The sequence below is a fragment of the Massilia genomosp. 1 genome, from assembly GCF_011682185.1.
In the GTDB taxonomy this organism is placed as follows: Bacteria; Pseudomonadota; Gammaproteobacteria; order Burkholderiales; family Burkholderiaceae_D; genus Telluria_A; species Telluria_A rubra.
The window spans coordinates 20,794-41,235 of sequence record NZ_WHJF01000029.1 but is presented as its reverse complement, the minus strand read 5'-3'; the positions used below and the strand labels follow the sequence as shown (position 1 = coordinate 41,235).

General features: G+C 64.8%; 23 protein-coding genes. 9 read left to right on the top strand and 14 right to left on the bottom strand.

Going from position 1 to position 20,442, the window contains the following annotated elements:
* Window positions 1-15 precede the first annotated feature (15 nt).
* The 8 genes from F1735_RS13340 to wrbA form a co-directional block, all read right to left on the bottom strand.
* Complete coding sequence (locus F1735_RS13340) at window positions 16-1,104, bottom strand: threonine aldolase family protein (RefSeq protein WP_167237413.1); 1,089 nt, start codon at window positions 1,102-1,104, stop codon at window positions 16-18.
* Window positions 1,105-1,431: 327 nt separating this feature from the next.
* Window positions 1,432-3,282, bottom strand: coding sequence for an ABC transporter transmembrane domain-containing protein (locus F1735_RS13335; protein ID WP_167237386.1), 1,851 nt, complete (start codon window positions 3,280-3,282; stop codon window positions 1,432-1,434).
* Window positions 3,283-3,308: 26 nt separating this feature from the next.
* The gene (locus F1735_RS13330) at window positions 3,309-4,397 is read right to left on the bottom strand and encodes a lipocalin-like domain-containing protein (RefSeq protein WP_373888514.1); all 1,089 of its coding nucleotides are present in this window, start codon (window positions 4,395-4,397) and stop codon (window positions 3,309-3,311) included.
* On the bottom strand, window positions 4,394-6,934 hold the full coding sequence (locus F1735_RS13325) for an FtsX-like permease family protein (protein WP_167237385.1): 2,541 nt from the start codon (window positions 6,932-6,934) through the stop codon (window positions 4,394-4,396). The genes F1735_RS13330 and F1735_RS13325 overlap by 4 nt, the downstream gene beginning before the upstream one ends.
* Window positions 6,931-7,386: a DUF4124 domain-containing protein gene (locus F1735_RS13320; protein WP_167237384.1), complete on the bottom strand. Its 456-nt coding sequence runs from the start codon at window positions 7,384-7,386 to the stop codon at window positions 6,931-6,933. Before F1735_RS13320 ends, F1735_RS13325 begins: the two co-directional genes overlap by 4 nt.
* Before the next feature lie 14 nt (window positions 7,387-7,400).
* Window positions 7,401-8,843 (bottom strand): FAD-binding oxidoreductase, encoded by a 1,443-nt coding sequence (locus tag F1735_RS13315; RefSeq protein ID WP_167237383.1) that lies wholly within the window; start codon window positions 8,841-8,843, stop codon window positions 7,401-7,403.
* On the bottom strand, window positions 8,840-9,244 hold the full coding sequence (locus tag F1735_RS13310) for a DUF2069 domain-containing protein (protein WP_167237382.1): 405 nt from the start codon (window positions 9,242-9,244) through the stop codon (window positions 8,840-8,842). The genes F1735_RS13315 and F1735_RS13310 overlap by 4 nt, the downstream gene beginning before the upstream one ends.
* Window positions 9,245-9,868 carry an NAD(P)H:quinone oxidoreductase gene (gene wrbA, locus F1735_RS13305; protein WP_167237381.1) on the bottom strand — a complete coding sequence of 208 codons (624 nt, stop codon included), beginning with the start codon at window positions 9,866-9,868 and terminating at the stop codon, window positions 9,245-9,247.
* A gap of 119 nt (window positions 9,869-9,987) precedes the next feature.
* On the opposite strand from wrbA, the gene F1735_RS13300 reads away from it, so the two are divergent.
* Window positions 9,988-11,343: a YihY family inner membrane protein gene (locus tag F1735_RS13300; RefSeq protein WP_167237380.1), complete on the top strand. Its 1,356-nt coding sequence runs from the start codon at window positions 9,988-9,990 to the stop codon at window positions 11,341-11,343.
* 18 nt (window positions 11,344-11,361) lie between these two features.
* Here the strand turns inward: F1735_RS13300 and F1735_RS13295 are convergent, their stop codons facing one another.
* Window positions 11,362-11,805, bottom strand: a complete 444-nt coding sequence (locus tag F1735_RS13295) for a hypothetical protein (protein WP_167237379.1) — start codon at window positions 11,803-11,805, stop codon at window positions 11,362-11,364.
* On the opposite strand from F1735_RS13295, the gene F1735_RS13290 reads away from it, so the two are divergent.
* From F1735_RS13290 to F1735_RS13280, 3 genes are all read left to right on the top strand, one after another.
* On the top strand, window positions 11,779-12,108 hold the full coding sequence (locus F1735_RS13290; protein ID WP_167237378.1) for a hypothetical protein: 330 nt from the start codon (window positions 11,779-11,781) through the stop codon (window positions 12,106-12,108). The two genes, F1735_RS13295 and F1735_RS13290, sit on opposite strands and share 27 nt — an antisense overlap.
* A 284-nt stretch (window positions 12,109-12,392) precedes the next feature.
* Window positions 12,393-12,677, top strand: a complete 285-nt coding sequence (locus F1735_RS13285; protein WP_167237377.1) for a CopG family ribbon-helix-helix protein — start codon at window positions 12,393-12,395, stop codon at window positions 12,675-12,677.
* Between the two features lie 49 nt (window positions 12,678-12,726).
* Window positions 12,727-13,017: a type II toxin-antitoxin system RelE/ParE family toxin gene (locus F1735_RS13280; RefSeq protein WP_167237376.1), complete on the top strand. Its 291-nt coding sequence runs from the start codon at window positions 12,727-12,729 to the stop codon at window positions 13,015-13,017.
* Between the two features lie 18 nt (window positions 13,018-13,035).
* On the opposite strand, the gene F1735_RS13275 is transcribed toward F1735_RS13280, so the two are convergent.
* The 3 genes from F1735_RS13275 to F1735_RS13265 are packed head-to-tail and all read right to left on the bottom strand — an operon-like array spanning window position 13,036 to window position 15,488.
* Window positions 13,036-13,341 (bottom strand): DUF962 domain-containing protein, encoded by a 306-nt coding sequence (locus F1735_RS13275; protein ID WP_167237375.1) that lies wholly within the window; start codon window positions 13,339-13,341, stop codon window positions 13,036-13,038.
* Between the two features lie 19 nt (window positions 13,342-13,360).
* Window positions 13,361-14,176: an alpha/beta fold hydrolase gene (locus F1735_RS13270; RefSeq protein WP_167237374.1), complete on the bottom strand. Its 816-nt coding sequence runs from the start codon at window positions 14,174-14,176 to the stop codon at window positions 13,361-13,363.
* A 1-nt stretch (window position 14,177) separates the two neighbouring features.
* Window positions 14,178-15,488, bottom strand: coding sequence for an O-acetylhomoserine aminocarboxypropyltransferase (locus F1735_RS13265; protein WP_167237373.1), 1,311 nt, complete (start codon window positions 15,486-15,488; stop codon window positions 14,178-14,180).
* A gap of 344 nt (window positions 15,489-15,832) precedes the next feature.
* Between F1735_RS13265 and F1735_RS13260 the strand changes: the two genes are divergently transcribed.
* The 5 genes from F1735_RS13260 (at window position 15,833) to F1735_RS13240 (ending at window position 19,032) form a co-directional block, all read left to right on the top strand.
* Window positions 15,833-16,285, top strand: coding sequence for a CBS domain-containing protein (locus F1735_RS13260; RefSeq protein ID WP_166874557.1), 453 nt, complete (start codon window positions 15,833-15,835; stop codon window positions 16,283-16,285).
* A gap of 1 nt (window position 16,286) precedes the next feature.
* Complete coding sequence (locus tag F1735_RS13255) at window positions 16,287-17,177, top strand: PhzF family phenazine biosynthesis protein (RefSeq protein ID WP_167237372.1); 891 nt, start codon at window positions 16,287-16,289, stop codon at window positions 17,175-17,177.
* Between the two features lies 1 nt (window position 17,178).
* Window positions 17,179-18,234 carry a hypothetical protein gene (locus F1735_RS13250; protein ID WP_167237371.1) on the top strand — a complete coding sequence of 352 codons (1,056 nt, stop codon included), beginning with the start codon at window positions 17,179-17,181 and terminating at the stop codon, window positions 18,232-18,234.
* A 258-nt stretch (window positions 18,235-18,492) separates the two neighbouring features.
* Entirely contained in the window at window positions 18,493-18,747 is a 255-nt protein-coding gene (locus F1735_RS13245; protein WP_167237370.1) for a hypothetical protein, read from the top strand.
* A 42-nt stretch (window positions 18,748-18,789) separates the two neighbouring features.
* Window positions 18,790-19,032 (top strand): hypothetical protein, encoded by a 243-nt coding sequence (locus F1735_RS13240; protein WP_167237369.1) that lies wholly within the window; start codon window positions 18,790-18,792, stop codon window positions 19,030-19,032.
* 72 nt (window positions 19,033-19,104) lie between these two features.
* Here F1735_RS13240 and F1735_RS38230 read toward each other — a convergent pair whose 3' ends face one another.
* Both F1735_RS38230 and F1735_RS13230 read right to left on the bottom strand, forming a co-directional pair.
* Entirely contained in the window at window positions 19,105-19,311 is a 207-nt protein-coding gene (locus tag F1735_RS38230; protein ID WP_373888516.1) for an SMI1/KNR4 family protein, read from the bottom strand.
* A 123-nt stretch (window positions 19,312-19,434) separates the two neighbouring features.
* Entirely contained in the window at window positions 19,435-20,409 is a 975-nt protein-coding gene (locus F1735_RS13230) for a GlxA family transcriptional regulator (protein WP_167237367.1), read from the bottom strand.
* Window positions 20,410-20,442: the final 33 nt, after the last annotated feature.

Sequence of the window (20,442 nt, the reverse complement as noted above, 5' to 3'; positions counted from 1 at the left end):
ATAGCTGATTATACCTCACGGGGCGGCCAGGGCCCGCGCCAGCAGTTCGACGCTGTCGCGCACGCGCTGGTCGGGCAGGGCGGCGAGATTCTCGCCGACGTACAGTTCGACCACGCTGGTGTCGCCCAGCGCGCCGTGGGCGGCGCGGCCGAACAGCCATATCTTGTGCTCGTGCGCGATGCGGTTGCGGATCGCCAAAGCCCGTTCGCGCGCGACCGGCAGGTGCAGGTGCAGCATGTTCGCCTGCGGGCGCGCCGGATTGACGCGGACCGCCGGGAAGTCGCGCAGCACCTCATACAGCCACTCGGTGCGGCGGAAGTAATGCGGCATGGCGGCCAGGCGCGCGTCGAACTGCATCGCCGCCGCCACCACGTAGGGCGAGCGGTGAAGCACATTGCCGCCTTCGCGGCGGAACCACTCGGCGGCGCGTTCGACGAACGCGCGGCGCCCGGCCAGCATGGCGCCACCGAGCCCGCCGATACCCTTGTACAGCGACACGTATGCCGAATCGAAGCCGGCGGCGATCTCGCGCAACGGGCGCTTGTAACCGGCGGCCGCTTCCCACAGGCGCGCGCCATCCATGTGCAGGTGCGCGTTGCGGGTGCGGCAGTGGGCCTTGATCGCTTCGAGCTCCTCCCACGGCGGGGTTTGTCCGCCGATTTCGCGCATGGGGATTTCGATGGCGACGGCGCCGAGTCTATCGGGAATGGCGCGCAAGTCGTCGCTCGACCAGGGGCGGTGCCGGTCGCCCGTTTGCAGCGCGTGGAAGTGGCCGAGCAGCTGGTAGTTCGATTTTTCGTGGACGATGATGTGCGACGTCGGATGGAGCGCCACCAGGCTGCAGGCGCGGTCCTCGCAGGCCAGGCGCAGGGCGGTCACCTGGGCCATGGTGCCGCTGATGCAGAACACGGCCGCCTCGAAGCCGAGCAAGTCGGCGATTTTCTGCTCGAACTCCTCGATCAGGGCGCCGTTGCCGTAGACGTCATGGGCGACGCGATTATCCTCGCACCACGCGGCCATGGCGGCGAACATCTGCGCCGGCGTGCGCGCCCGATGGCCCGGCAGCACCGTATGACACTGTTGAAACAACTCCGCATCCGTCACCACTATCTCCTTGAGCAACTATCTCCCAACCGGGGTGAGAGCATTAACTCGAAACTTTGTTGAATCTGAATTTCCAAACCGGGGTCAGAGCTTTAACTTGAAACATTGTTAAATCTGTGGCGTACACCCTTGCGTCAGACTGTTACTGCAATCACCCATCCGAAGGGGTTCGCACTCACTGCCGGGCATGGCGTCATATCGAAGATTCGCACTTGTTGCCCTAACCGGGCCTTAGCTTGGTCAGTGCAACAAAAGTGTAAAAAGTTTCTAGTTAATGCTCTGACCCCGGTTGTGGGAAATTTCTTACCGGGTCGGTATTGCATTTGTTCAGGCCGCTTCGTGGGCGATGTGGATGTTGTGGAACTGCAGGGCGGCGAGGTTGGCGTAGATGCCGCCCTGCGCGACCAGCGAGGCGTGCGTGCCGGTTTCGACGATCCGGCCGTCTTCCATCACGATGATGCGGTCGGCCCGCTGCACCGTCGCCAGCCGGTGCGCGATGATGACCGTGGTGCGCCCCACCATCGCCGCTTCCAGCGCACTTTGCACCAGCCGCTCCGATTCGGCGTCCAGCGCGCTGGTCGCTTCGTCAAGCAGCAGCAGTGGCGGGTTTTTCAGCAGCGCGCGCGCAATCGCGATCCGTTGCCGCTGCCCGCCCGAGAGCCGTACCCCGCGCTCGCCCAGGAACGATTTGTACCCCTGCGGCAGGCGTTCGATGAATTCGTGGGCGGCCGCCATGCGCGCGGCGGCGATCACTTCGGCGTCGCTGGCGCCGGCGCGCCCGTAGCGGATGTTTTCCATGGCGTCGGCCGAGAAAATCACCGTGTCTTGCGGGACGATGCCGATGGCGTCGCGCAGGGTGTGCAGGTCGAGCCGCTTGATGTCGACGCCATCCAAGGTGATGGTGCCGCTTTGCGGGTCGTAAAAGCGCAGGAACAGCTGGAACAGGGTGGTCTTGCCGGCCCCCGAGGGGCCGACCACGGCCACCGTTTCGCCAGGCGCGATCGACAGCGTCAGGTGCCCCAGCGCCGCCGTCTCAAGCCGCGACGGGTACGAGAAGGTGACGTCGTGCAGGGCCAGCGCGGCCCCGCTGGCGGTGCGCGCGGGCAGGGCGACCGGCTTGGCCGGGTTCTGGATCGACGATTGCACCGACAGCAGTTCGAGCAGGCGTTCGGTGGCGCCGGCGGCGCGCTGGGCTTCGCCCATCACTTCCGACAGCGCGCCGATCGAGCCGGCCACGATCGAGGCGTACAAAATGAACTGGCCAAGGTCGCCGCCGGTCATGCTTCCTTCCAGTACGGCGTGCGCGCCCAGCCACAGCACGAAGACGATGGTGCCGAATACCAGCACGATGGCGAGCATGGTCAGCAGCGCGCGCGCGCGAATGCGCCGCATCGCGGTCGCAAAAGCGCCTTCCACCGACTTGCCGAAGCGCGCCGATTCGATTTTTTCGTGCGTGAAGGCTTGCACGGTCGGCATGGCGTTGAGGATTTCGCCGGCCATGGCGGAGGCGTCGGCGATGCGGTCTTGCGAGTCGCGCGAGAGCTTGCGCACGCGCCGCCCGAACAGCACGATCGGCACGATCACCGCCACCAGCAGCGCCAGGATGATGGAGGAGAGCTTGACGCTGGTTATGAACAGCATCACCAGGCCGCCCAGAAACAGCAGCACATTACGCAGCGCCATCGAGATGCTGGTGCCGACCACCGCCTGGATCAGGGTGGTGTCGGTGGTGATGCGCGAGAGGACTTCGCCGGTTTGCGTGGTTTCGAAAAACTCGGGGCTCTGGTCCACCACGTGCTTGTAGACGGCGCTGCGGATGTCGGCGGTGACCCGCTCGCCCAGCCAGCTGACGGTGAAAAAGCGCGCGGCGGTGGCCACGGCCAGCAGCGAGGCGACGCCGAACAGGGCAAGAAAGGTGGCGTCGACATGGCGGATGCTCTTGGCCCCGGCCGAGGCGCCGAAACCAAGGTCGATCATCTGCTTGAAGGCGGCCGGAATCGCCAGCGTGGCGCCAGCGGCGACCACCAGCGCGATGCCGGCCATCAGGAACTGGCGGCGGTACGGCCGCAGGAACGGGAACAGGCCCTTGAAGGCGGCGAGACTTCCTTTGCGGTTGGTGTCGGACGCGTTGGTGCTGGAACTGCTGCTTGGGGCGCTGCTGGTGGAGCTGTTGGTCATTGTGTCAGTGCTTCAGTGTTCGTTTTTTAAAATTTCATCGCACGGTCGTAACCGGTCATTTCAAGGTAACCATGGCCGGCCTGCGCTCCGTCGCGCTTGATCGTCACCGCGCCTTCCCAGTACACGGCACCGGTCGAACGCCGCGAATCGAGCTCCTGGTCCGGCTGCAGGGGAGTGATCTGCCATTGCGTGGCGCCGGTGGCGATGGTCGTCGCCACCGGGTAGACGGCCTTCGTGCGCGGCGATGTCCAGTGGACCTGCGGCGTAAATACCACGTCGTCGGGGGCGTATTGGGTCACTTTGCCGGCCGCATCGCGCAGCGTCGCGTGCGCCCATAGTTTACCACCTTGTTTGCCGCGGATCTGGAAAGCCATCAGCGCCGAGCCGTCATCGAGGTTGGCGCCGACCCAATTCCAGCCCTGGGTATCGGGCGGCAGCGCTTCGCTCGACCATTCGTGATCGAGCCAGGCGCGCCCTTCGACCGTGCGCGCGGCCCCGTTGCCGGCGGCGGCGCTGCCGCTGACCTTCAGTTGCGGCTCGCTGTAGTAGTAGCTCGCATGCCGGCCTTGCGCGCTCTTGCGCGAGTAGCCGTTCTGGCCTTGCGGCAGAACCGGCTGGGTCGGCGCCAAGGTCAGGTTCAGGTTCAGCTTCGGCGAGACGATGGTGACCTGGTAGGCGCCGTCGGCCCCGCGCACCATGCGCCAGTCGTCCAGTTTGATGTCGGTGGTGCCGGTTTTGGCGTACGCCAGGCCGAAACCTTCGCGCACGGTGCGCTGGTCGTGCGCCAGCTTGCCGAGCGCCGGGTCGGACAGCGCGGCGTGCCCGATCACCAGTTGCGTGGGCGCGAACGCGCTTGGATTGGCGCGGTCATGCCCGGTGGCGCGCCTGAAAAAGGTGACCTGGAAACCGAGCGGCTTGCCGTCGGCGCCAGTGAGCCAGCCCGTGACGTACCACCATTCGGTGAGGTAGTCGGGATGGGCGCCGTAGTCCGCCGGGAACGACAGCGCTTTGCCGGGCGCGACCGTGCCGAACACCGGCGGCGCGGCGTGCCCGGCTTGCGCCCCTGCCAGCAACAGCGCAAAAATGAATCTGAATCTGAATCCGAATCGTTTCACCAGTCCTCCCTGACTGCTCGAATAGGTCCGCCCGAGAGCGCATAGCGCCCCGACACCAGCGCCGTGACGACCGACGCGGTCAACAGCACGGCGGCCACGCCGGCCACCAGCGGCCAGGGCACGTGCAGCTGCATCGACCAGTGGAAGGACTGCGGGTTGACCACGTAGACCAGGATGGTGCTGATGATGAGGCCGAGGACGAAGCCGCAGGCCACGCCCAGCGCGGTCAGGGCGCCGCCTTCGAGCGCGAGGATGCGCAGGATCTGGCCGCGCGTCACGCCCACGTGGCGCAGCATGCCGAATTCCTTGGCGCGCGCCAGGGTCTGGGCCGAGAAGGTCGCCGCCACCCCGGCCAGGCCGATGGCGATGGCGATCGCTTCGAGTACGTAGGTGACGGCGAAGCTGCGGTCGAAAATGCTCATGCTGAGCGCGCGGATGTCGCCCGGTTTGGCGAAATAGAGCGTGCGGCCGAAGGGCAGGGCGCGTACCTGCTGTTCCATCTGGTCGGCCGTGACGCCCTGCTTGGCCCACATGGCGGAGTCGTTTACTTGCGTGTCGCCGGTGAGACGCCGGTAGTCCGGCAGGCGCATTTGCACCGAGCCGGCTTGGGTTGCGTAGTCGCGCCACACGCCGGCCACAAAAAAGTCGCGCAGCCGGCCGCCGAGCGGCATGCGCAGCGTACCCCCGGCGCGCACGCCGTACAGGTCGACCATCGCTTCCGACACCCAGACCGGCACCGCGCCGGCCGGCGCCGGCACCGTTGCGCCGCGCAGCAGGAGCATGCGGCCAGGGTCGGCCGTGTCGATGTTGCGCGCCATGAGCAGCACGTCGGGCCGCGCCGGCTCGAGCGAGATCTGGCGCGAACGCATGAAATCGACCCGCGCCGCGCCCGGCAGGGCGGTCAGCGCGGCCTGCTCCGGGGGACCGAGCCCGCCGGCGCTGCCGCCGCTGGCGATGCGCACATACAGGTCGGCCGGCAGCAGTTGCACCAGCCAGTCGTCGAGCGAGACGCGAAAGCTCGATACCATGATCGCCATCGCCACCATCAGGCTGAAACTCGACAGCACGCCGCCCAGCGCAATGGCGGCCTGGCCGGAGGCGTTGGCCAGGCGCGCCATGGTCAGCGCGAGCACCGGATGGCGCGCGTTGCGGCGCATCGATACGCGGTTGACCAGCCCGAACAGCGAGGCGGCCAGGCGCGGCATCAGGCCGATCCCGCCGATCAGCAGCAGACCGATGGCGGCGTAGCCGAACAGCGGCAATTCGAATACCGGCGGCGCGAACGCCAGCGCGCATGCCGCAACGATGCACAGCGCCGATGGCCAGACGCGCGCCAGGCGCGCCAGCGCGACTTCGTCGGTGCCGGACTTGAGCGCCACGGCCAGTACCGCGCGCGAGGCTTCCCAGGCGGGCGCCAGGCAGCCAAGCAAGGCCACGCCCAGGCCCAGGGTGAAGAAGACCACGGCCGCCACCGGCGTGAAGTGGACCGCCGGGCGCGCGCCGGCAAAGTAGCCGGCCCCCAGGTCGCCGCCGAAAAAATGCAGCGCGGTGGCCGCCAGCGCGTAGCCGGCGCCGATGCCGAGCAGGGCGCCGAGCACGCCCAGACTGGCGCCTTCGAGCATCACCTGGCGCAGCAGCTGGCCGCGTTCGACGCCGAGCACGCGCAGCAGCGCGAACTGGCTGCGGCGCCGGATCACCGACAGCGCCTGGGTCGAAAACACCAGGAAGGCGCCGGTAAACAAGGCCACCAGCGCCAGCACCGTGAGGTTGACGCGGTAGGCCCGGCTCATGCCCTGGTTGCGGCTTTCGGCGTCTTCGTCATTCGGCTGGCCGACGTTGAAGCGTCCCGGAAAATCGCGTTCGAGTTCCCGCGCCAGCTCGCGCGCAAAGCCGGCGCGGTCGACGCCGTCGCGCAGGCGCAGGTCGATCCGGGTGAGCGTGCCGATTTTGTCGAAGCGCCATTGGGCCGCGCCGATGTCCATCACGCCGATGCGCTGGCCGGGGCGCGCTTGTTGCAGGCCGCCGGCCACGCGCAGGGAAAAGTCGCGCGTGCCCGAGCGCAGTTGCACGGCGCCGCCGCGCTGCGTCTTGAGCCAGCTCATGGCCGCCGGCGACAGGAACACGGCGTCGTCGGCCATCATGTCGAGCATGTTTTCGCCGTCGGTGGCGGCCAGCAGGCCGGGTGAGACAAAACCGGCGCGAAAGGCGTCCAGGCCGATGATTTTCAGGTTGCCCTGCTCGCCCGGCACGCCGGCGTTGAGGGTCAGCACCGGGGAGGCCACCGCCACCGAGCGGTGCTGGGCCAGGCGCGGGTAAATCGCTTCGTCGAAGCCGGTGTCGCGCGCCGCGACCTGGATGTCGGCCTGGCCCGACAGGCTCTTGACCGCCGCCGAAAATTCATTGAAGGCGGACGCGTTGATCAGGTGGATGGCAAAGCCCATCGCCACGCCGACCGCGATCGCCGCCACCGCGAGCAGCGCGCGCACCGGGTGGGCGCGCCATTCGCCGAACAGGAGCCAGCGTGACAGTGTCTTCATCGGCTGCACGCCGCGTCCACCGCCCGCGCCATGACCTCGGCGTCGAGGTCGCGCTCGATCTTGCCTTGCCCGCCGACTTTGGCCGCTTCGGCGGCCAGGCGCTTGTGCTCTTTTTTCTGGCGTTGCTGCATGCGGGCGCAGTCCGACAGGCGCATGGCGGAGGCGCGGTTGATGCGGGTGGCCTCGTGCGCGGCCTGGGCCTGTTTGGCCTCGCTCCCGGTGCGTTCCGCCTGCAATTTCGCCAGCAGTGCCTTTTGTCGCTGCAAGCTGCGGGCGGCATCGGCTTCGGTGCCCGCCGCTTCCGGCGCGGTGGCCAGCTCGGTGGCGCGGCCGGCGCTGCAGGGCGCGCTGCTGTAGGTGATCTTGCCGCCGACGCTGCATTTGTAGATGCTGTCGGCATGGGCAGCGCCGCACAAGGCCAGCAGGCCCAGGATGGTCAGGTGTCGTAACATGATGTGGCTCCGGGTCAAAGGATTTTTCCAGGATTCATAATGCCGAGCGGGTCCAGCGCCGCTTTGACGGCACGCATCATGTTCAGTTCGACCTCCGGTTTATATCGCTTGAGCTCGTCTCTTTTGAGGGCGCCGATGCCGTGCTCGGCCGAAATCGAGCCGGCATGCGCGGCCACGCTGTCGTGGACGATGCGGTTGATCGCTTCCTGGTTGAGCAGGAAATCCTCATGCGCGGCGCCCGGTGGCGGCGCCACGTTGTAGTGCAGGTTGCCGTCGCCCACGTGGCCGAAACAGACCAGTTGGCAGCCGGGGTAGGCCGCCAGCACCAGGGCGTCGGTGCGGTCGATGAAGTCGGCGATGCGCGAGACCGGCAGGGCGATATCGTGCTTGATGTTCTTGCCGGCCGCCGCCTGCGCCAGCGGAATGTGTTCGCGTAATTGCCACAGGGCCAGCGACTGGCCGACCGAGGTGGCCACGACGGCGTCGTCGGCAATATCCCGGGCAATCGCGTCGGCGATGGTTTGTTCGAGCAGGCCGACCGCGTGCTGTTCCGATTCGCTGCTCGACAGTTCCAGCAGCACGTACTGGGGATGGCGCGTCACGAACGGCTGCGCCAGGCTTGGGAAATGCGTACCCACCAGGCGCAGGCAAAAGTCGGACATCAGCTCGAAGCCGGTCAGGCTGGCGCCGCAGCGGTCCTGGGCCAGGCGCAGCAGGTCGAGCGCCTGGCGTGGCGCGGCGATGGCCACCAGCGCCGTGATCGATGCTTTTGGCTGCGGAAAGAGGCGCAAGACCGCGCCGGTGATCACCCCAAGCGTGCCTTCGGCGCCGATGAACAGGTCGCGCAGGTCGTAGCCGGTATTGTCCTTGCGCAGGGCGCGCAGGCCGTTCCAGAGTTCGCCCTGGGGCGTGACGACTTCCAGCCCCAGGCAGAGCTCGCGTGTGTTGCCGTAGCGCAGCACGGCGGTGCCGCCGGCATTGGTCGACAGGTTGCCGCCGATGCTGCAACTGCCTTCGGCCGCGAGCGAGAGGGGAAACAGGCAACCCTCGGCGGCGGCCGCTTCCTGGATCGTTTGCAAGATGCAGCCGGCGTCGACCGTAATGGTGCGGTTGAGCGCATCGAGCGCGCGCACCCGGTTCAGGCGCGCCAGCGACAGTACCACGGCGCTGCCGCTCGCGTCCGGCACGCTGCCGAGCACCAGGCCGGTCTTGCCGCCCTGGGGCACCAGCGGCACGCGGTGCGCGGCGCAGGCTTGCACCAGTTGCGCCACCTGCTCCGGGTCGGCCGGGCGCAGCACCGCCAGCGCGCGCCCGGTGAAGCGTCCGCGCCAGTCGGTGAGGAAGGGCGCCGTGTCGGCCTCGCCGGTGAGCACGTGGGCGGCGCCGGCGATGGCGCAGCAGCGCTCGAGAAAGCCGGCGCCGGGGCGGGCTTCAGGCGATACCTTGGGCGCGCTCACTTGGTCGACTTGGTGGAGTTGACTTTCTCCAGCAATTCCTTGGCCATTTTCTTCGCGGCTTTTTTATACGGGCGCAGGTACAGCAGCGCGCAGGCGAAATAGATGAAGACGAGCGCGATTTCGCCCATCGCCATGAAGCGCGACACTTCCAGCTTGTCGCTCCAGGCGCGCACCACGCCTTCGGTGAAGTACAGCAAGATCACCATCGACGACCATTGCAGGGTATAAATGTCGCGCTTGATCACCCCGCCCAGTGGGATCAGCAGGGGCAAGACCTTGAGCGCGAGGATCCAGCTGCCGGGGCGCAATGGCGCGACCACGGTTTCCCAGGCCAGCAGCCAGGCGATCAGGATCACCAGGCTGCCGATGGCGCCGATGTGAAAGTACTTGGGTGGCTGCATTTAGTGAGCTCCCTGCCGCGGGCCGTGCAGGCGCGCGGCGGTTTCCGCCAGGCGCCGGCCCGTGGCCACCGCCAGGCGTTTTTCATCGTCGCTGACCGGCTTGTCGCCGTCCACGCCGGCCCAGTGGGTCGGGCCGTAAGGGGTGCCGCCGCTGGTGGTGGTCATCAGTTCGGGATTGCTGTAAGGCAGCCCCATGATCATCATGCCGTGGTGCAGCAGCGGGATCATCATCGACAGCAGGGTCGATTCCTGGCCGCCGTGCAGGCTGCCGGTGGACGTGAAGACGACCGCCGGCTTGCCCGCCAGGGTGCCGGCCAGCCATTCGGCCGCCGTGCCGTCCAGAAAATATTTGAGGCTGGCCGCCATGTTGCCGAAGCGCGTGGGCGAGCCCAGCGCCAGGCCGGCGCACTCGGCCAGGTCTTGCGCCTCCACGTACGGGGCGCCGGCCGCCGGAATGGCCGGCGCGGTCGCTTCGGCCACGCTGGAGACGGCGGGCACGGTGCGCAGGCGCGCATCGACCCCGGGCACGCTCTCGATGCCCTGGGCGATCAGTTCGGCCAGCTTGCGCGTGGCGCCATGGCGCGAGTAGTACAAAACGAGAATAATCGGATTGGTTTGGTTCATCGTTGGTATTATAGGGCGCTTTACAAGGTTACATCGGCGCAGCCGGCGCGTTTTTCACGCGTTTATCGAGATACATGCTTTCAAAAACAGTCCATTCGATTTCCCGGTCCACCAGCGAAATGATCAATACCAGCGTCGACATGGTACGCGGCCTGACCTGGAGCGAAGCGCGCGACCTGCTGCGCTTCGCCCGGCGCCGCCTGAACGAAGAGAAATTGCCGCAGGTGGCAGGCAGCCTCACGTTCACCAGCACCCTCGCGCTGGTGCCGCTGCTGACCATCGTGCTGGCCATTTTCACGACTTTTCCGGTATTTAGCAATTTCCGGGTTGCACTGGAAGCGTATTTTGTCCAGACCCTGATGCCCAAGGCCATCGCCAACACCATCACCGGCAACCTGACCCAGTTCGCCAGCAAGGCCAAGAGCCTGTCGGCGGTCGGCGCGGTCGCGCTGGTGTTCACCTCGGCGGCGATGATGAACATGATCGAGCGCGCCTTCAACCAGATCTGGCGCGTGCGCGAAGTGCGCCCGATCGCCCAGCGCGTGACGATTTACTGGGCGCTGGTCACGCTCGGGCCGTTGCTGTTCGGCCTGTCGCTGACGGCCACCTCGCAACTGTTCAGGGCCACCAGCGCGCTGACCAGCGCTTCGCCGTTCTTCAGTGCCCTGTTTTACACGGCCGCCTCGGTCGGGCTGACCACCGGCGCCTACACGCTGTTATATATGACGGTGCCGAACCGCTTCGTCGACTGGCGCGACGCCGTCTGGGGCGGCCTGGTGGCGGCGGTCGCCTTCGAGGTCGCCAAGCGCCTGTTCGCCATGTTCGTCAGCCAGTTTCCGACCTACGCGATCATCTACGGGGCGCTGGCGGCGCTGCCGCTGTTCTTGCTGTGGATTTACCTGTCGTGGATGATTACCCTGGTCGGCGCGATCATCACGGCGGCGCTGCCGGTCGTCAAGTACGAGCGCTGGTGGTACGAGCCGGCGCCGGGCGGGGAGTTCGTCGACGCCATGTCGATCCTGAAAGTCTTGTACGGACGGGCCCAGTTGAGCGACACGGCGCTGGTGTCGAGCGCGGCGATACGCGCCCACACCCGCATCGGCTACGATGAAATGACCACCTTGCTCGAACAGATGCTGGCCGTCGGCTGGGTCGGCCGGGTGCAGGCCAATGTGACCACCCGTTCGCGCTGGGGCAAGCGCGCCATCGAAAGCGCCGAGAACTGGGTGTTGCTGGTCAATGTGGACAAGCTCAAACTGTCGGAAGTGTACCGCCTGTTCGTGTTCGGGCGCACGGCGATCGACGCGGCCGTGGCCATCGATGTCGATAAAGAATACGAGCTCGACAAGAACTCACCGCTGACGCTCGACGGCAGCGCGCTGGCGCGCCAGGTCGAGGTGGCGGTCGAGGAAGGCTTGAACCAGACCCTGGCGCAGCATTTTGCGGCGCCGCGCTTGCCGGCGGCGCGGGCGTGAACCCGGCGCGCGCCTGGCTTACCTCTTAGCAGCCCTGGCGTCGGCCGCTTGCAGCCGTTCGGCCATGACCTTGCCGAAGCGATCGGCAACTTGGTCAATGCCGGCCTCGGTGCGGGCGCGCAGGAATTCGGTGCAGTCGTTTTTCAGTTGCGGACCGATCGCGTCCTGATGCTTGCCAAGCGGAGAATTTTTCATCGCCATAAGCGTACGCACCTCGTCCTGATCGAATTGTTTCTCGTATCGTTTCCAGACAAGCGCCGGCGCTTCGCCCGTGCGCTGTGCCTCGTTCGATGCCTGCATGCCGACTGCGACGGTCTTTTTGAACGCCTTGCTGCGGTAAAACGCGGTCAATTCCCGAATCTGGCCCGCGCTGTCGTATTTCGGGTAGACGGTCATGATCATCTCGGCCACCAGGGCCTTGGCGTCGAGCTGGCGGTGCTGCTCCGCGATGTCGGCCGCCATGGCGGGGGCCAGTTCCTTGATGATCTGTTCAATTTGCGCCCGCCGCGCGGCCGTCATGCCCGGCTGCGCGTCGATGGCGCGTATCGCGCCGTCGGCGATCTGCTGCGCGCCATGTTGTGCGCCGGCTTAGGTCATGGCAGGCCAGAGCTGGTCGATGCGCTGGGTGTCGACGAACGCCTGCAGCGCCTGCTTCATGTCAGGGGACGGTTCGGCCGATTGTGCGGGCTGGCTCGCGAAACCGATGGCCAGGGCGAGAAAAAGAAGATATTTATACAAGATGGGCGCGATTTTCTTGGTGGGTAAATTGGCAACAGCCGTCGCAAGCGCGTCGGGGCAGGAATGTCAGCGTGATTGTGCCAGGTTGGTGATACATTTATCTGTGGAACGCTTCTGGCCGCACCTCCGATATTTTCACGGCGAGGTGGGCCCTGGCAGCATCTGCGTGCGCAACTCTTTCGCTGTGCGGGGAACTTGTCGCCGTTCGGTCGCTCTAACAGTGGCTTGTCATTGAATATGCACGCCAAAGTGATTCAAGCGCCATGCGATAATCGGTTTCATACCGTATTACCTGATTTTTGGAGTCTGCCATGTCCGACCTCACAGCAATGGCGCTTGAACTTGATCGGGAAACCCATCGTCGCCTGAATCGCTTGGCTCAATCACGCCGAGTGACGCCGCGCCTAATCATGAACGAAGCCATTGCACAGTATCTTGAACGCGAGGAAAAGCGCGAAGTATCCCGGCAGGAAACCCTTGATGCATGGAACGAGTATCAGGCAAGTGGGTTGCATGTGACTGGCGAAGAGGTAATAGCATGGCTTGAGACGTGGGGCGAAGAAACCGAGCTGCCTGCTCCCGAGTGCCACAAGTGACAATATTTGCACATATCGTCAGGCCCAAAAAACTGTTCCGAGCGCTCTTATGCCGCAGGTACGCTTTTCAAGAAGAGCGCTTATCGACCTGAAAAGGTTGCGTGAATTCCTTCGGCCGCAAAGCCAGGCGGCCGCCAAGCGCGCCACCGAAGCGATCGTCAATGCCATCGGGGTACTGAAACAGCATCCGGGCATTGGGCGTCCGATAAGCGACATGCCGGATGGTTACCATGAGTTACTGATTTCTTTCGGCAATACGGGCTACATCGCCCGCTATCGATACAGTAAAGATGAGGTGACGATTTTGTCGGTGAGCCATCAGAAGGAAGCTCCGCCATAAGGACGAATCGTTGGGCGCCTACCAGCTCAGCTTACCCGTCAGCATCTGCCAGTACATCACCCAATCGCCCATGAATGAATACAGCGGCCGCGCAAACGAAGCCGGCCGGTTCTTTTCGTAGAAAAAATGCCCGATCCAGGCGCCGCCATAGCCCGACACCAGCGCCGCCGCAATCCACCAGGCATTCATGCTCACCACGGACTGCGCCAGCGCCGCCAGCGCCGACGTGCTGCCGAAAAAATGCGCCCGCCGGCACAGCAGGTTCGCATGCTGGCTCAGGTAGTAAGGATAGAACTCGGCAAAGCTGGCGTGGCGGGTCGACATGCGGCACTCCTGGCGTGATCTACACGGGCGCGGGCGCGGTGGCGAACCCGAACAGCGCGTCCAGCACGGCGTCCGGCTGCTCGGCCATCAGCTGGTGCCCGGCATCGACCTGGACGACCTTGCCATGCTTGATGGCCGACGTCAGCACCTTGGTCGAGCGCGGCGGCGTCATCATGTCCTTGCTGCCGAAAATGAACAGGGTGGGGCAGCTCACCGCTTCTGCCGCGACCTGGCCGTTGGCATACGCATTGCAGGCGTAAAAATCGGTGTAGAACAGCTGGTCCGGATTGATGGCCGACATGCGCTGCATCAGCCGGCGCGCGCCGCCCATCGTGTAAAACCCCGGTCCCGGGCACGACGGTTTTTGCGCCATCGACGAGTGCGAGAAGATATTGACCATGTCGATCGCGGCCTGCTCGTTGTTCTTGGCCGTATCGAGCAGCGCGTCGGACACCTTCATCGGATAGGTGGTGCCCAGGAGCGCCAGGTGCGTGACCCGGCGCGGCGCCTGGAACGCCGCTTCGAGCGCGATCAGGGAGCCCATGCTGTGGCCGGCCAACATGGCGCGTTCGACACCGGCGGCGCCCAGCACCGCCAGCAGCCAGGCGGCCATCTCTTCGACGCTGTGCAGGGCCGCGCCCTTGCTGCGCCCGTGGCCGGGCAGATCGACCGCCAGCACGTTGAAACCATGGTGCGCAAAATAGCGCGACTGCAAAGCCCACACCGAATGGTCGTTCTGGGCGCCGTGGATGAAGACGATGGTCGGATGAAGCGCGTTGAAGGCTTTGCCGCCGGTGTAGCAGTAGGCGTCAACGCCGGGCATGGTATACATCATGTCAGGCTCCCTTCTGCGACAGTTTCAGGCCGCGCGCCAGGTCGTCGATCAGGTCGTCCACGTTTTCCAGGCCGATCGACAGGCGCATGGTGCCTTCCTTGATGCCGGACGCGGCCAACTGTTCGGTCGGCACGCGGAAGTGGGTGGTGGGCGCCGGATGAATCACCAGCGACTTGGCGTCACCCACGTTGGCCAGGTGCGAGAAGATCTTGAGCGCGTCGACAAAGCGCCGGCCGGCGGCGCGGTCGCCCTTGAGGCTGAACGAGAACACCGCGCCGCAACCCTTGGGCAGCAGCCGCTTGGCCAGCGCGTAGTCGGGATGCGACGCCAGTTCCGGATACGACACCGATTCGACCGCGGGGTTCGACAGCAGGAATTCGACCACCTTGCGCGTGTTGGCCACGTGGCGGTCCATGCGCAGGCTGAGCGTTTCGATGCCCTGCAGGACCGCGAACGCGTTGTGGGGGCTCATCACCGCGCCGAAATCGCGCAGGCCTTCGCGCCGCGCGCGCAGCGAAAACGGCGCCACGGTCGACTCCTCGGCGAACACCATGCCGTGGAAGCCTTCGTACGGCTCGCACAATTCGGCGAAGCGCCCGGTCTTGTCGTAGGCGGCCTGCCAGTCGAAGGTGCCGCCGTCGACCAGCAAGCCGCCGATGGCGGTGCCGTGCCCGCACAGGAACTTGGTGGCCGAGTGGAAGACCAGGTCGGCGCCGTGGTCGAACGGGCGCAGCAAATACGGCGTGGTGAAGGTCGAATCCATCATCAACGGCAGGTGATGGTCGTGCGCGATGGCCGAGACGGCGGCGATATCGAGCACGTCGAGCCCCGGATTGCCCAGCGTTTCGGCGAACAGCACCTTGGTGTTGGGACGGATCGCATCGCGCCAGGCGTCAAGGTCGCGCGGGTCGACGAAGGTGGTGTCGATGCCGAAGCGCTTGAGGGTGTAGGCCAGCAGGTTCTGCGAGCCGCCGTACAGCGCGCGCGAGGCGACGATGTGCGAGCCGGCGCCGGCGATGGTCACCAGGCCGAGGTGCATCGCGGCCTGGCCGCTGGCGGTGGCAATGCCGGCCACGCCGCCTTCGAGCGCGGCGATGCGCTCTTCCAGCACGGCGTTGGTGGGGTTCGAGATGCGCGAGTACACATGGCCGGCGCGCTCCATATTGAACAGCGAGGCCGCGTGGTCCGAGTCCTTGAACGCGAACGAGGAGGTGAAATACACGGGGGTGGCGCGCGCGCCGGTGGCCGGGTCGGGCGCGGCGCCGGCGTGCAGCGAGAGGGTATCGAAGCCGGGGTATTGAGGTCCGCTCATGGTGCGCTCATCTCATGGAAAAAGGATGGGCCGAATCGTAGCACGCATGCGTTGCACAAAAGCGTGGTTTGCTCGTTAAAATGGTGCAAATGCCAATCGGGCGCTGTCGCCAGTGCCATGATCCATCGCAATGCTGGATTTTTTGCCAAGCTTACGCTACAGTCGGAGCTAGGGCTTATAAAAGACATCCCCTGGGGACCTCGAAAAACCGTAGCGAGCGGTGCAAGTTTCGTCCGAGAAGCGCAGCCGTACGAAGGTACGGTGAGCATCGCAGGGCGAAAATTGCGACGCGCAGTAGGTTTTTCGAGGCGCCCCTTATAACCTCACCAGATCAGGCGGCCACCATGAAAGTCTCAGAAATCCTTCAAGTGAAGGGCAACATCCTCTATACCGCAACGCCCGAGATGCTGCTCGTCGATGCCGTCAACACCATGGCCGAAAAGGACATCGGTTCGCTGGTGGTCATGGAGTTCGGCGACCTGGTCGGCATGCTGACGTTCCGCGAAGTGATCAAGGTGCTGCACAAGAATAACGGCGCGGTCGGCGCGGGCACGGTGCGCAAGCACATGGACGACCATCCGATCACCGTCACGCCGGACACCGAAGTGAACGAAGTGCGCCGCATGATGCTCGAAAAGCATGCGCGCTACCTGCCGGTGATGAACGCCAAGACCCTGCTCGGCGTCATTTCGTTCTACGACGTCGCGCGCGCGGTGCTGGAAGCGCAAAGCTTCGAGAACCGCATGCTCAAGGCCTACATCCGCGACTGGCCGGCCGAAACCGCACAGGAAGACTGATTTGACCTTCGCCCCGGGCGCGACGCGCCGCTTCAAGCAGGTGGACGTGTTCACCAGCGTCGCCTTCAAGGGCAATCCCCTGGCCGTCGTGCTCGATGCCGACGGCTTGTCCGACGCCGACATGCAAGCGATGGCGCGCTGGACCAACCTGTCCGAGACCACCTTCGTGCTGACGCCGCGCGATGCGCAGGCCGACTACCGCGTGCGTATTTTTTCTCCCGATACCGAGTTTCCGTTCGCCGGCCATCCCACGCTGGGCACGGCGCACGCCTTGCTGGAAGCGGGCCTGGTCCCGCGCCGCGCCGGCACGCTGGTGCAGGAGTGCGGCGTGGGGCTGGTGCCGATCGAGGTCGGCGCCGGTGGCATGCTGGCGTTTCGCGCGCCGCCGGCCAGCCTGGCGCCGCTGGCACTCCAGTACCAGCCATTGCTGGCGCGCGTCTTGCCCGACACTGAACTCGACGCGCACTGTACGCCGCTGATCGCCACCATGGGCATTGCCTGGCTGGTGGTGCGCCTGGCGAGCGCGCAAGCCTGTCTTGATGCGCGCGTCGACGGCGCCGCGCTGCAGGAACTGACGCGCCTCGGCGTCACCGGCATTGCGATCTACGGCCCGCATGACGCCGACGGGCCGGCCGATTACGAGGTCAGGGTGCTGTTTACCAAGCGCGGTTCGCTGGTCGAAGACCCCGTCACCGGCAGCGCCAATGCCTGCATCGCCCGCGTGCTGCAGGCGCAGGATTTTCCCGATGGGGGCGAGACCAGCCGCGCTTACAGTGCGCGCCAGGGAACCTGCCTGCAATGCGACGGCCGCATCGCGGTCACCTATGTCGATGGGCAGCCGTGGATCGGCGGCCAGTCGGTCACGCTGGTCGATGGCCTGGTGCGCATCTGAGATGTGGCGTCGCTACGCATGCCTGATCGTCGCAGCCAGTGTGGCCGGCGCCGCGACGGCGTCGGCGACGAGCCCGGACGCACCTTGCGGCAAACATGATGCCGGGGCGGCCGGCAAAGTGGCATTGCCGGCGATGAGCATCAAGACGGTGCTGTATGGGGTGGCGGTGTCGGGCCGCTTACTCAAAGTCGACCTCAATGGCGGTAAGACGACCATCCTGTCCGACCACGGTTTCGAATCGATGCCCTCCTTGCGCGCCTCGGCCGACGGCAGATGGCTCAGTTATAGCGGCGTGCTCAAAACGGGTAACAAGACGCAGTACTGGCTTTACGACCGGCGTCGTCATTCAGAACAGCTGGTGTATGAACACCCCGCATGGGGTGGCGGCATTCCCGCATTTTCGCCGGACAGCCGCTACCTCGCCATCGGCGCCGCTGACGACAGCCGCTGGGGCGGCGCCAGCGGCGATGGCCTGTTCCTGTTCGATACCCAAACGTCGCGCTTGTTACCCGTCAAACTGCCACCAGGAATATCCGGGCGGCAGGCATGGCCATCGACCAGCTGGTCGCGCGACGGCACGCTGCTATTGCTCGGGCGCGGGTTGTTGCCTGATGCCCGTTTCAGCTATGTTGGCTATCATCCCGCGAGTGCGAGAAGCAGCATGCTGTCGGGCCATTACGATGCGCAGGAACATCGTCATAAGTTCAAGCGTGGTAACAAGACCATACCCGCCGCCGATGAAGGCGTGCCGCGATCTGACATCGCGCACGAATCGGGCTGGTCGCCGGGCAGGCAGTGGCACGCCTACTTCGACCAGCGACAGGATAGCCGTCCGTATCAGCTGCTTGTTGCAGACAAAGCCGGCGCGATCAGGCCGGTCGCTGTTGGCGGCTATTCCCAATGCGAAGGCGACACGCTCAACATCATTGGCTGGTTTGACGAGCGCCATCTGTTGTACCGAAGCGGCATGACGACGTACCGGATCTTCGACGCGGAAACGGGGAACACGGCGGATCTTCCGGGCGAAGACGACATGCTGCTGTCGTTCACGTGGTAGAGCAGTGCCGGCCTGTCCCGGTCCGTGAGCGCTCCCCATGAACGCATACGCGCGCGTCTACGATCTGCCCGCCGTGCCCAATGCACTGCGCGCCTGCGCCCTCGGCGCCATCGCACTGCCTGTCGCTGGCGCCGAGGCGCCGGCGTACTGGTATGGCTTCCGCCCGCGCTCATCCCGCTCTGGAGCGAGCCGTCAGGCCCGTCGTGCCATGGCTATTGGAAGCACTGGTTCATCGAGCGTGAACCGACGTATGTAAGGATGTATGTCGAGTGGCCCACCGCCCTGGAGCTTGCCCGCACGCCCGCCCAGCTGTTCGCGCTGGTGGTCATCAGGGCGATAGTGGAAAGCGACGCGGTGACGCCGCAACTGGCGGCGTTCGCCACGGCGATCGGCATTGGCAACCTTGACCAGATCGACGCGGTGTCGCTCGACACCGGCGACGATGCGCCGTTGGCGTGCTGTTCCGGCCCGGCCACGACCATGTACAGCGGGAGCTTTCCGCTTCTATGTTAATGCGGACGCATTAGGCCGTAAAGAAATTTTGGGGGAGCACCGATGATTGTTACACAGGAAGTACATCGAGATAGATATGGGTTGGTCATAGTGGAAATCGGCCCTAATTTTGCAAAAGTGTTTTGCGAGGTTAAAACTATTACTGGTAAAACAACAATGGAAGTTTCGATATTGCTTAAATCGAGACGGCCAACTGTGCTTATTGCGAGCAAGCGAGAGCTGGGCATGCTTTCGATTAAATTGACAAAGGTTGGCGCTAAGGTTGACTTTGAGTTGATGGATTAATGCCGCCAATTGCAACGGGCAAGACGGGTTCATTTAAGGCGGCGTGCATTCGGCAATTCATTCGGAAAAACCTCATGACCAACCACCAAAAATTGCGTCGCCTTGGCTGCAACCATCCGCTTGGCGATACAGCAGGCGAACTGGATCGGGAAGCCGAATGCCAGTTTCCTGCTCAAATGAATCGATTTGCGCTGCGCTTGCCGGTTCGCTCAATCGCTTCGACAAGTCGGGATGAAGCGCTTCAACAGCACGCCGAGCTTCTCCGAATGCATGCTCCACACTTGCCACGATCTGTCTCCCGGTTGCGGTGTGTTATCGGCGCCATGCCGATGCTGTTACAAATTTTAGCGTGGCGTCTGAACGCGGATAAATACATCCCGGTCCAGCCCAAACCTGACATCCTCAGTCCAGCGCCGTCGCCGTTTTCTCGCCAAAGGTCCTGCGCCAATCCCTGGGGCTGACCTGAAACCGTTTTTTGAAGTGCTGCCGCAACGAGATCGGCGTCTGGAACCCCGCAAGACCGGCAATTTTCTCGACTGACAGCGATGTCGTTTCCAGCAGGTCGCGCGCGCGCTGCAAGCGCTCGTTCACCAGCCAGTCGACCAGCGTCATGCCGGTCGCCTTGATGAAGTGACGGGTGAACGTGCGCCGGCTCATCGACGTTCGCGCGGCCAGGTCATCGATACTGTGCGCGATGGCCAGATGTTCCCGCAAATAGTCGAGAAGGCGATTGACCTGGGCGTCCTGCGTCGAGACGGCCATCGGTTGCTCGATGAACTGCGCTTGTCCGCCTTCGCGGTGCGGCGGGATGACCATGGTGCGCGCAACCTTGTTGGCGATTTTGGACCCGTAATATTCGCGCACGATGTACAGGCAACAATCGAGCCCGGCGCCCGTGCCGGCCGAGGTGATCAGCTTATCCTCCTCGACATACAGCGCATTCATATCGAGCCGCACGCGCGGAAAACGGGCGCTGAAATCCTTTTCGGCCATCCAGTGCGTCGAGGCGCTTTTGCCGTCGAGCAGGCCGGTATAGGCGAGCGCGTAAGCTCCGTAGCATAGTCCGACGACGTGGGCGCCCCTGGCGTGGGCGCGCGCCATCGCCGCGACCAGATCCGGCTCGGGAGGCATGTCCAAGTCGTCCCAGCCCGGCACCACCACGATGTCGGCCGTTTCAACGAGTTCCAGTCCGCCATCGGGATGCATGGTCAACGCACGTTCCGCCGTCAGGGGCCGCGCTCCCGAGGAGACGATCTTCAGGTCGAACAGCCGCCCTTCGGGCAACTCCGCGTTGAAGATCAGGTACGGCACCGCGAAATGGAAGGGGCTGAAGTTGGGATAGACGATCAGGGCGACGACGGGCGTTGTTGTTGTCATGAGGAGCGGAAAAGTGGCATATGGCCCGATCGT

Bases quoted from the DNA above. Each gene is read 5' to 3' on its own strand.
- F1735_RS13320 (WP_167237384.1), bottom strand. From the start codon at position 7,386: ATGTTACGACACCTGACCATCCTGGGCCTGCTGGCCTTGTGCGGCGCT.
- F1735_RS13245 (WP_167237370.1), top strand. From the start codon at position 18,493: ATGTATGTCGAGTGGCCCACCGCCCTGGAGCTTGCCCGCACGCCCGCC.
- F1735_RS13265 (WP_167237373.1), bottom strand. From the start codon at position 15,488: ATGAGCGGACCTCAATACCCCGGCTTCGATACCCTCTCGCTGCACGCC.
- wrbA (WP_167237381.1), bottom strand. From the start codon at position 9,868: ATGAACCAAACCAATCCGATTATTCTCGTTTTGTACTACTCGCGCCAT.
- F1735_RS13270 (WP_167237374.1), bottom strand. From the start codon at position 14,176: ATGATGTATACCATGCCCGGCGTTGACGCCTACTGCTACACCGGCGGC.
- F1735_RS13260 (WP_166874557.1), top strand. From the start codon at position 15,833: ATGAAAGTCTCAGAAATCCTTCAAGTGAAGGGCAACATCCTCTATACC.
- F1735_RS13275 (WP_167237375.1), bottom strand. From the start codon at position 13,341: ATGTCGACCCGCCACGCCAGCTTTGCCGAGTTCTATCCTTACTACCTG.
- F1735_RS13280 (WP_167237376.1), top strand. From the start codon at position 12,727: ATGCCGCAGGTACGCTTTTCAAGAAGAGCGCTTATCGACCTGAAAAGG.
- F1735_RS13325 (WP_167237385.1), bottom strand. From the start codon at position 6,934: ATGAAGACACTGTCACGCTGGCTCCTGTTCGGCGAATGGCGCGCCCAC.
- F1735_RS13230 (WP_167237367.1), bottom strand. From the start codon at position 20,409: ATGACAACAACAACGCCCGTCGTCGCCCTGATCGTCTATCCCAACTTC.
- F1735_RS13240 (WP_167237369.1), top strand. From the start codon at position 18,790: ATGATTGTTACACAGGAAGTACATCGAGATAGATATGGGTTGGTCATA.
- F1735_RS13285 (WP_167237377.1), top strand. From the start codon at position 12,393: ATGTCCGACCTCACAGCAATGGCGCTTGAACTTGATCGGGAAACCCAT.
- F1735_RS13335 (WP_167237386.1), bottom strand. From the start codon at position 3,282: ATGACCAACAGCTCCACCAGCAGCGCCCCAAGCAGCAGTTCCAGCACC.
- F1735_RS13250 (WP_167237371.1), top strand. From the start codon at position 17,179: ATGTGGCGTCGCTACGCATGCCTGATCGTCGCAGCCAGTGTGGCCGGC.
- F1735_RS13295 (WP_167237379.1), bottom strand. From the start codon at position 11,805: ATGGCGGCCGACATCGCGGAGCAGCACCGCCAGCTCGACGCCAAGGCC.
- F1735_RS13310 (WP_167237382.1), bottom strand. From the start codon at position 9,244: ATGCAGCCACCCAAGTACTTTCACATCGGCGCCATCGGCAGCCTGGTG.
- F1735_RS13300 (WP_167237380.1), top strand. From the start codon at position 9,988: ATGATCAATACCAGCGTCGACATGGTACGCGGCCTGACCTGGAGCGAA.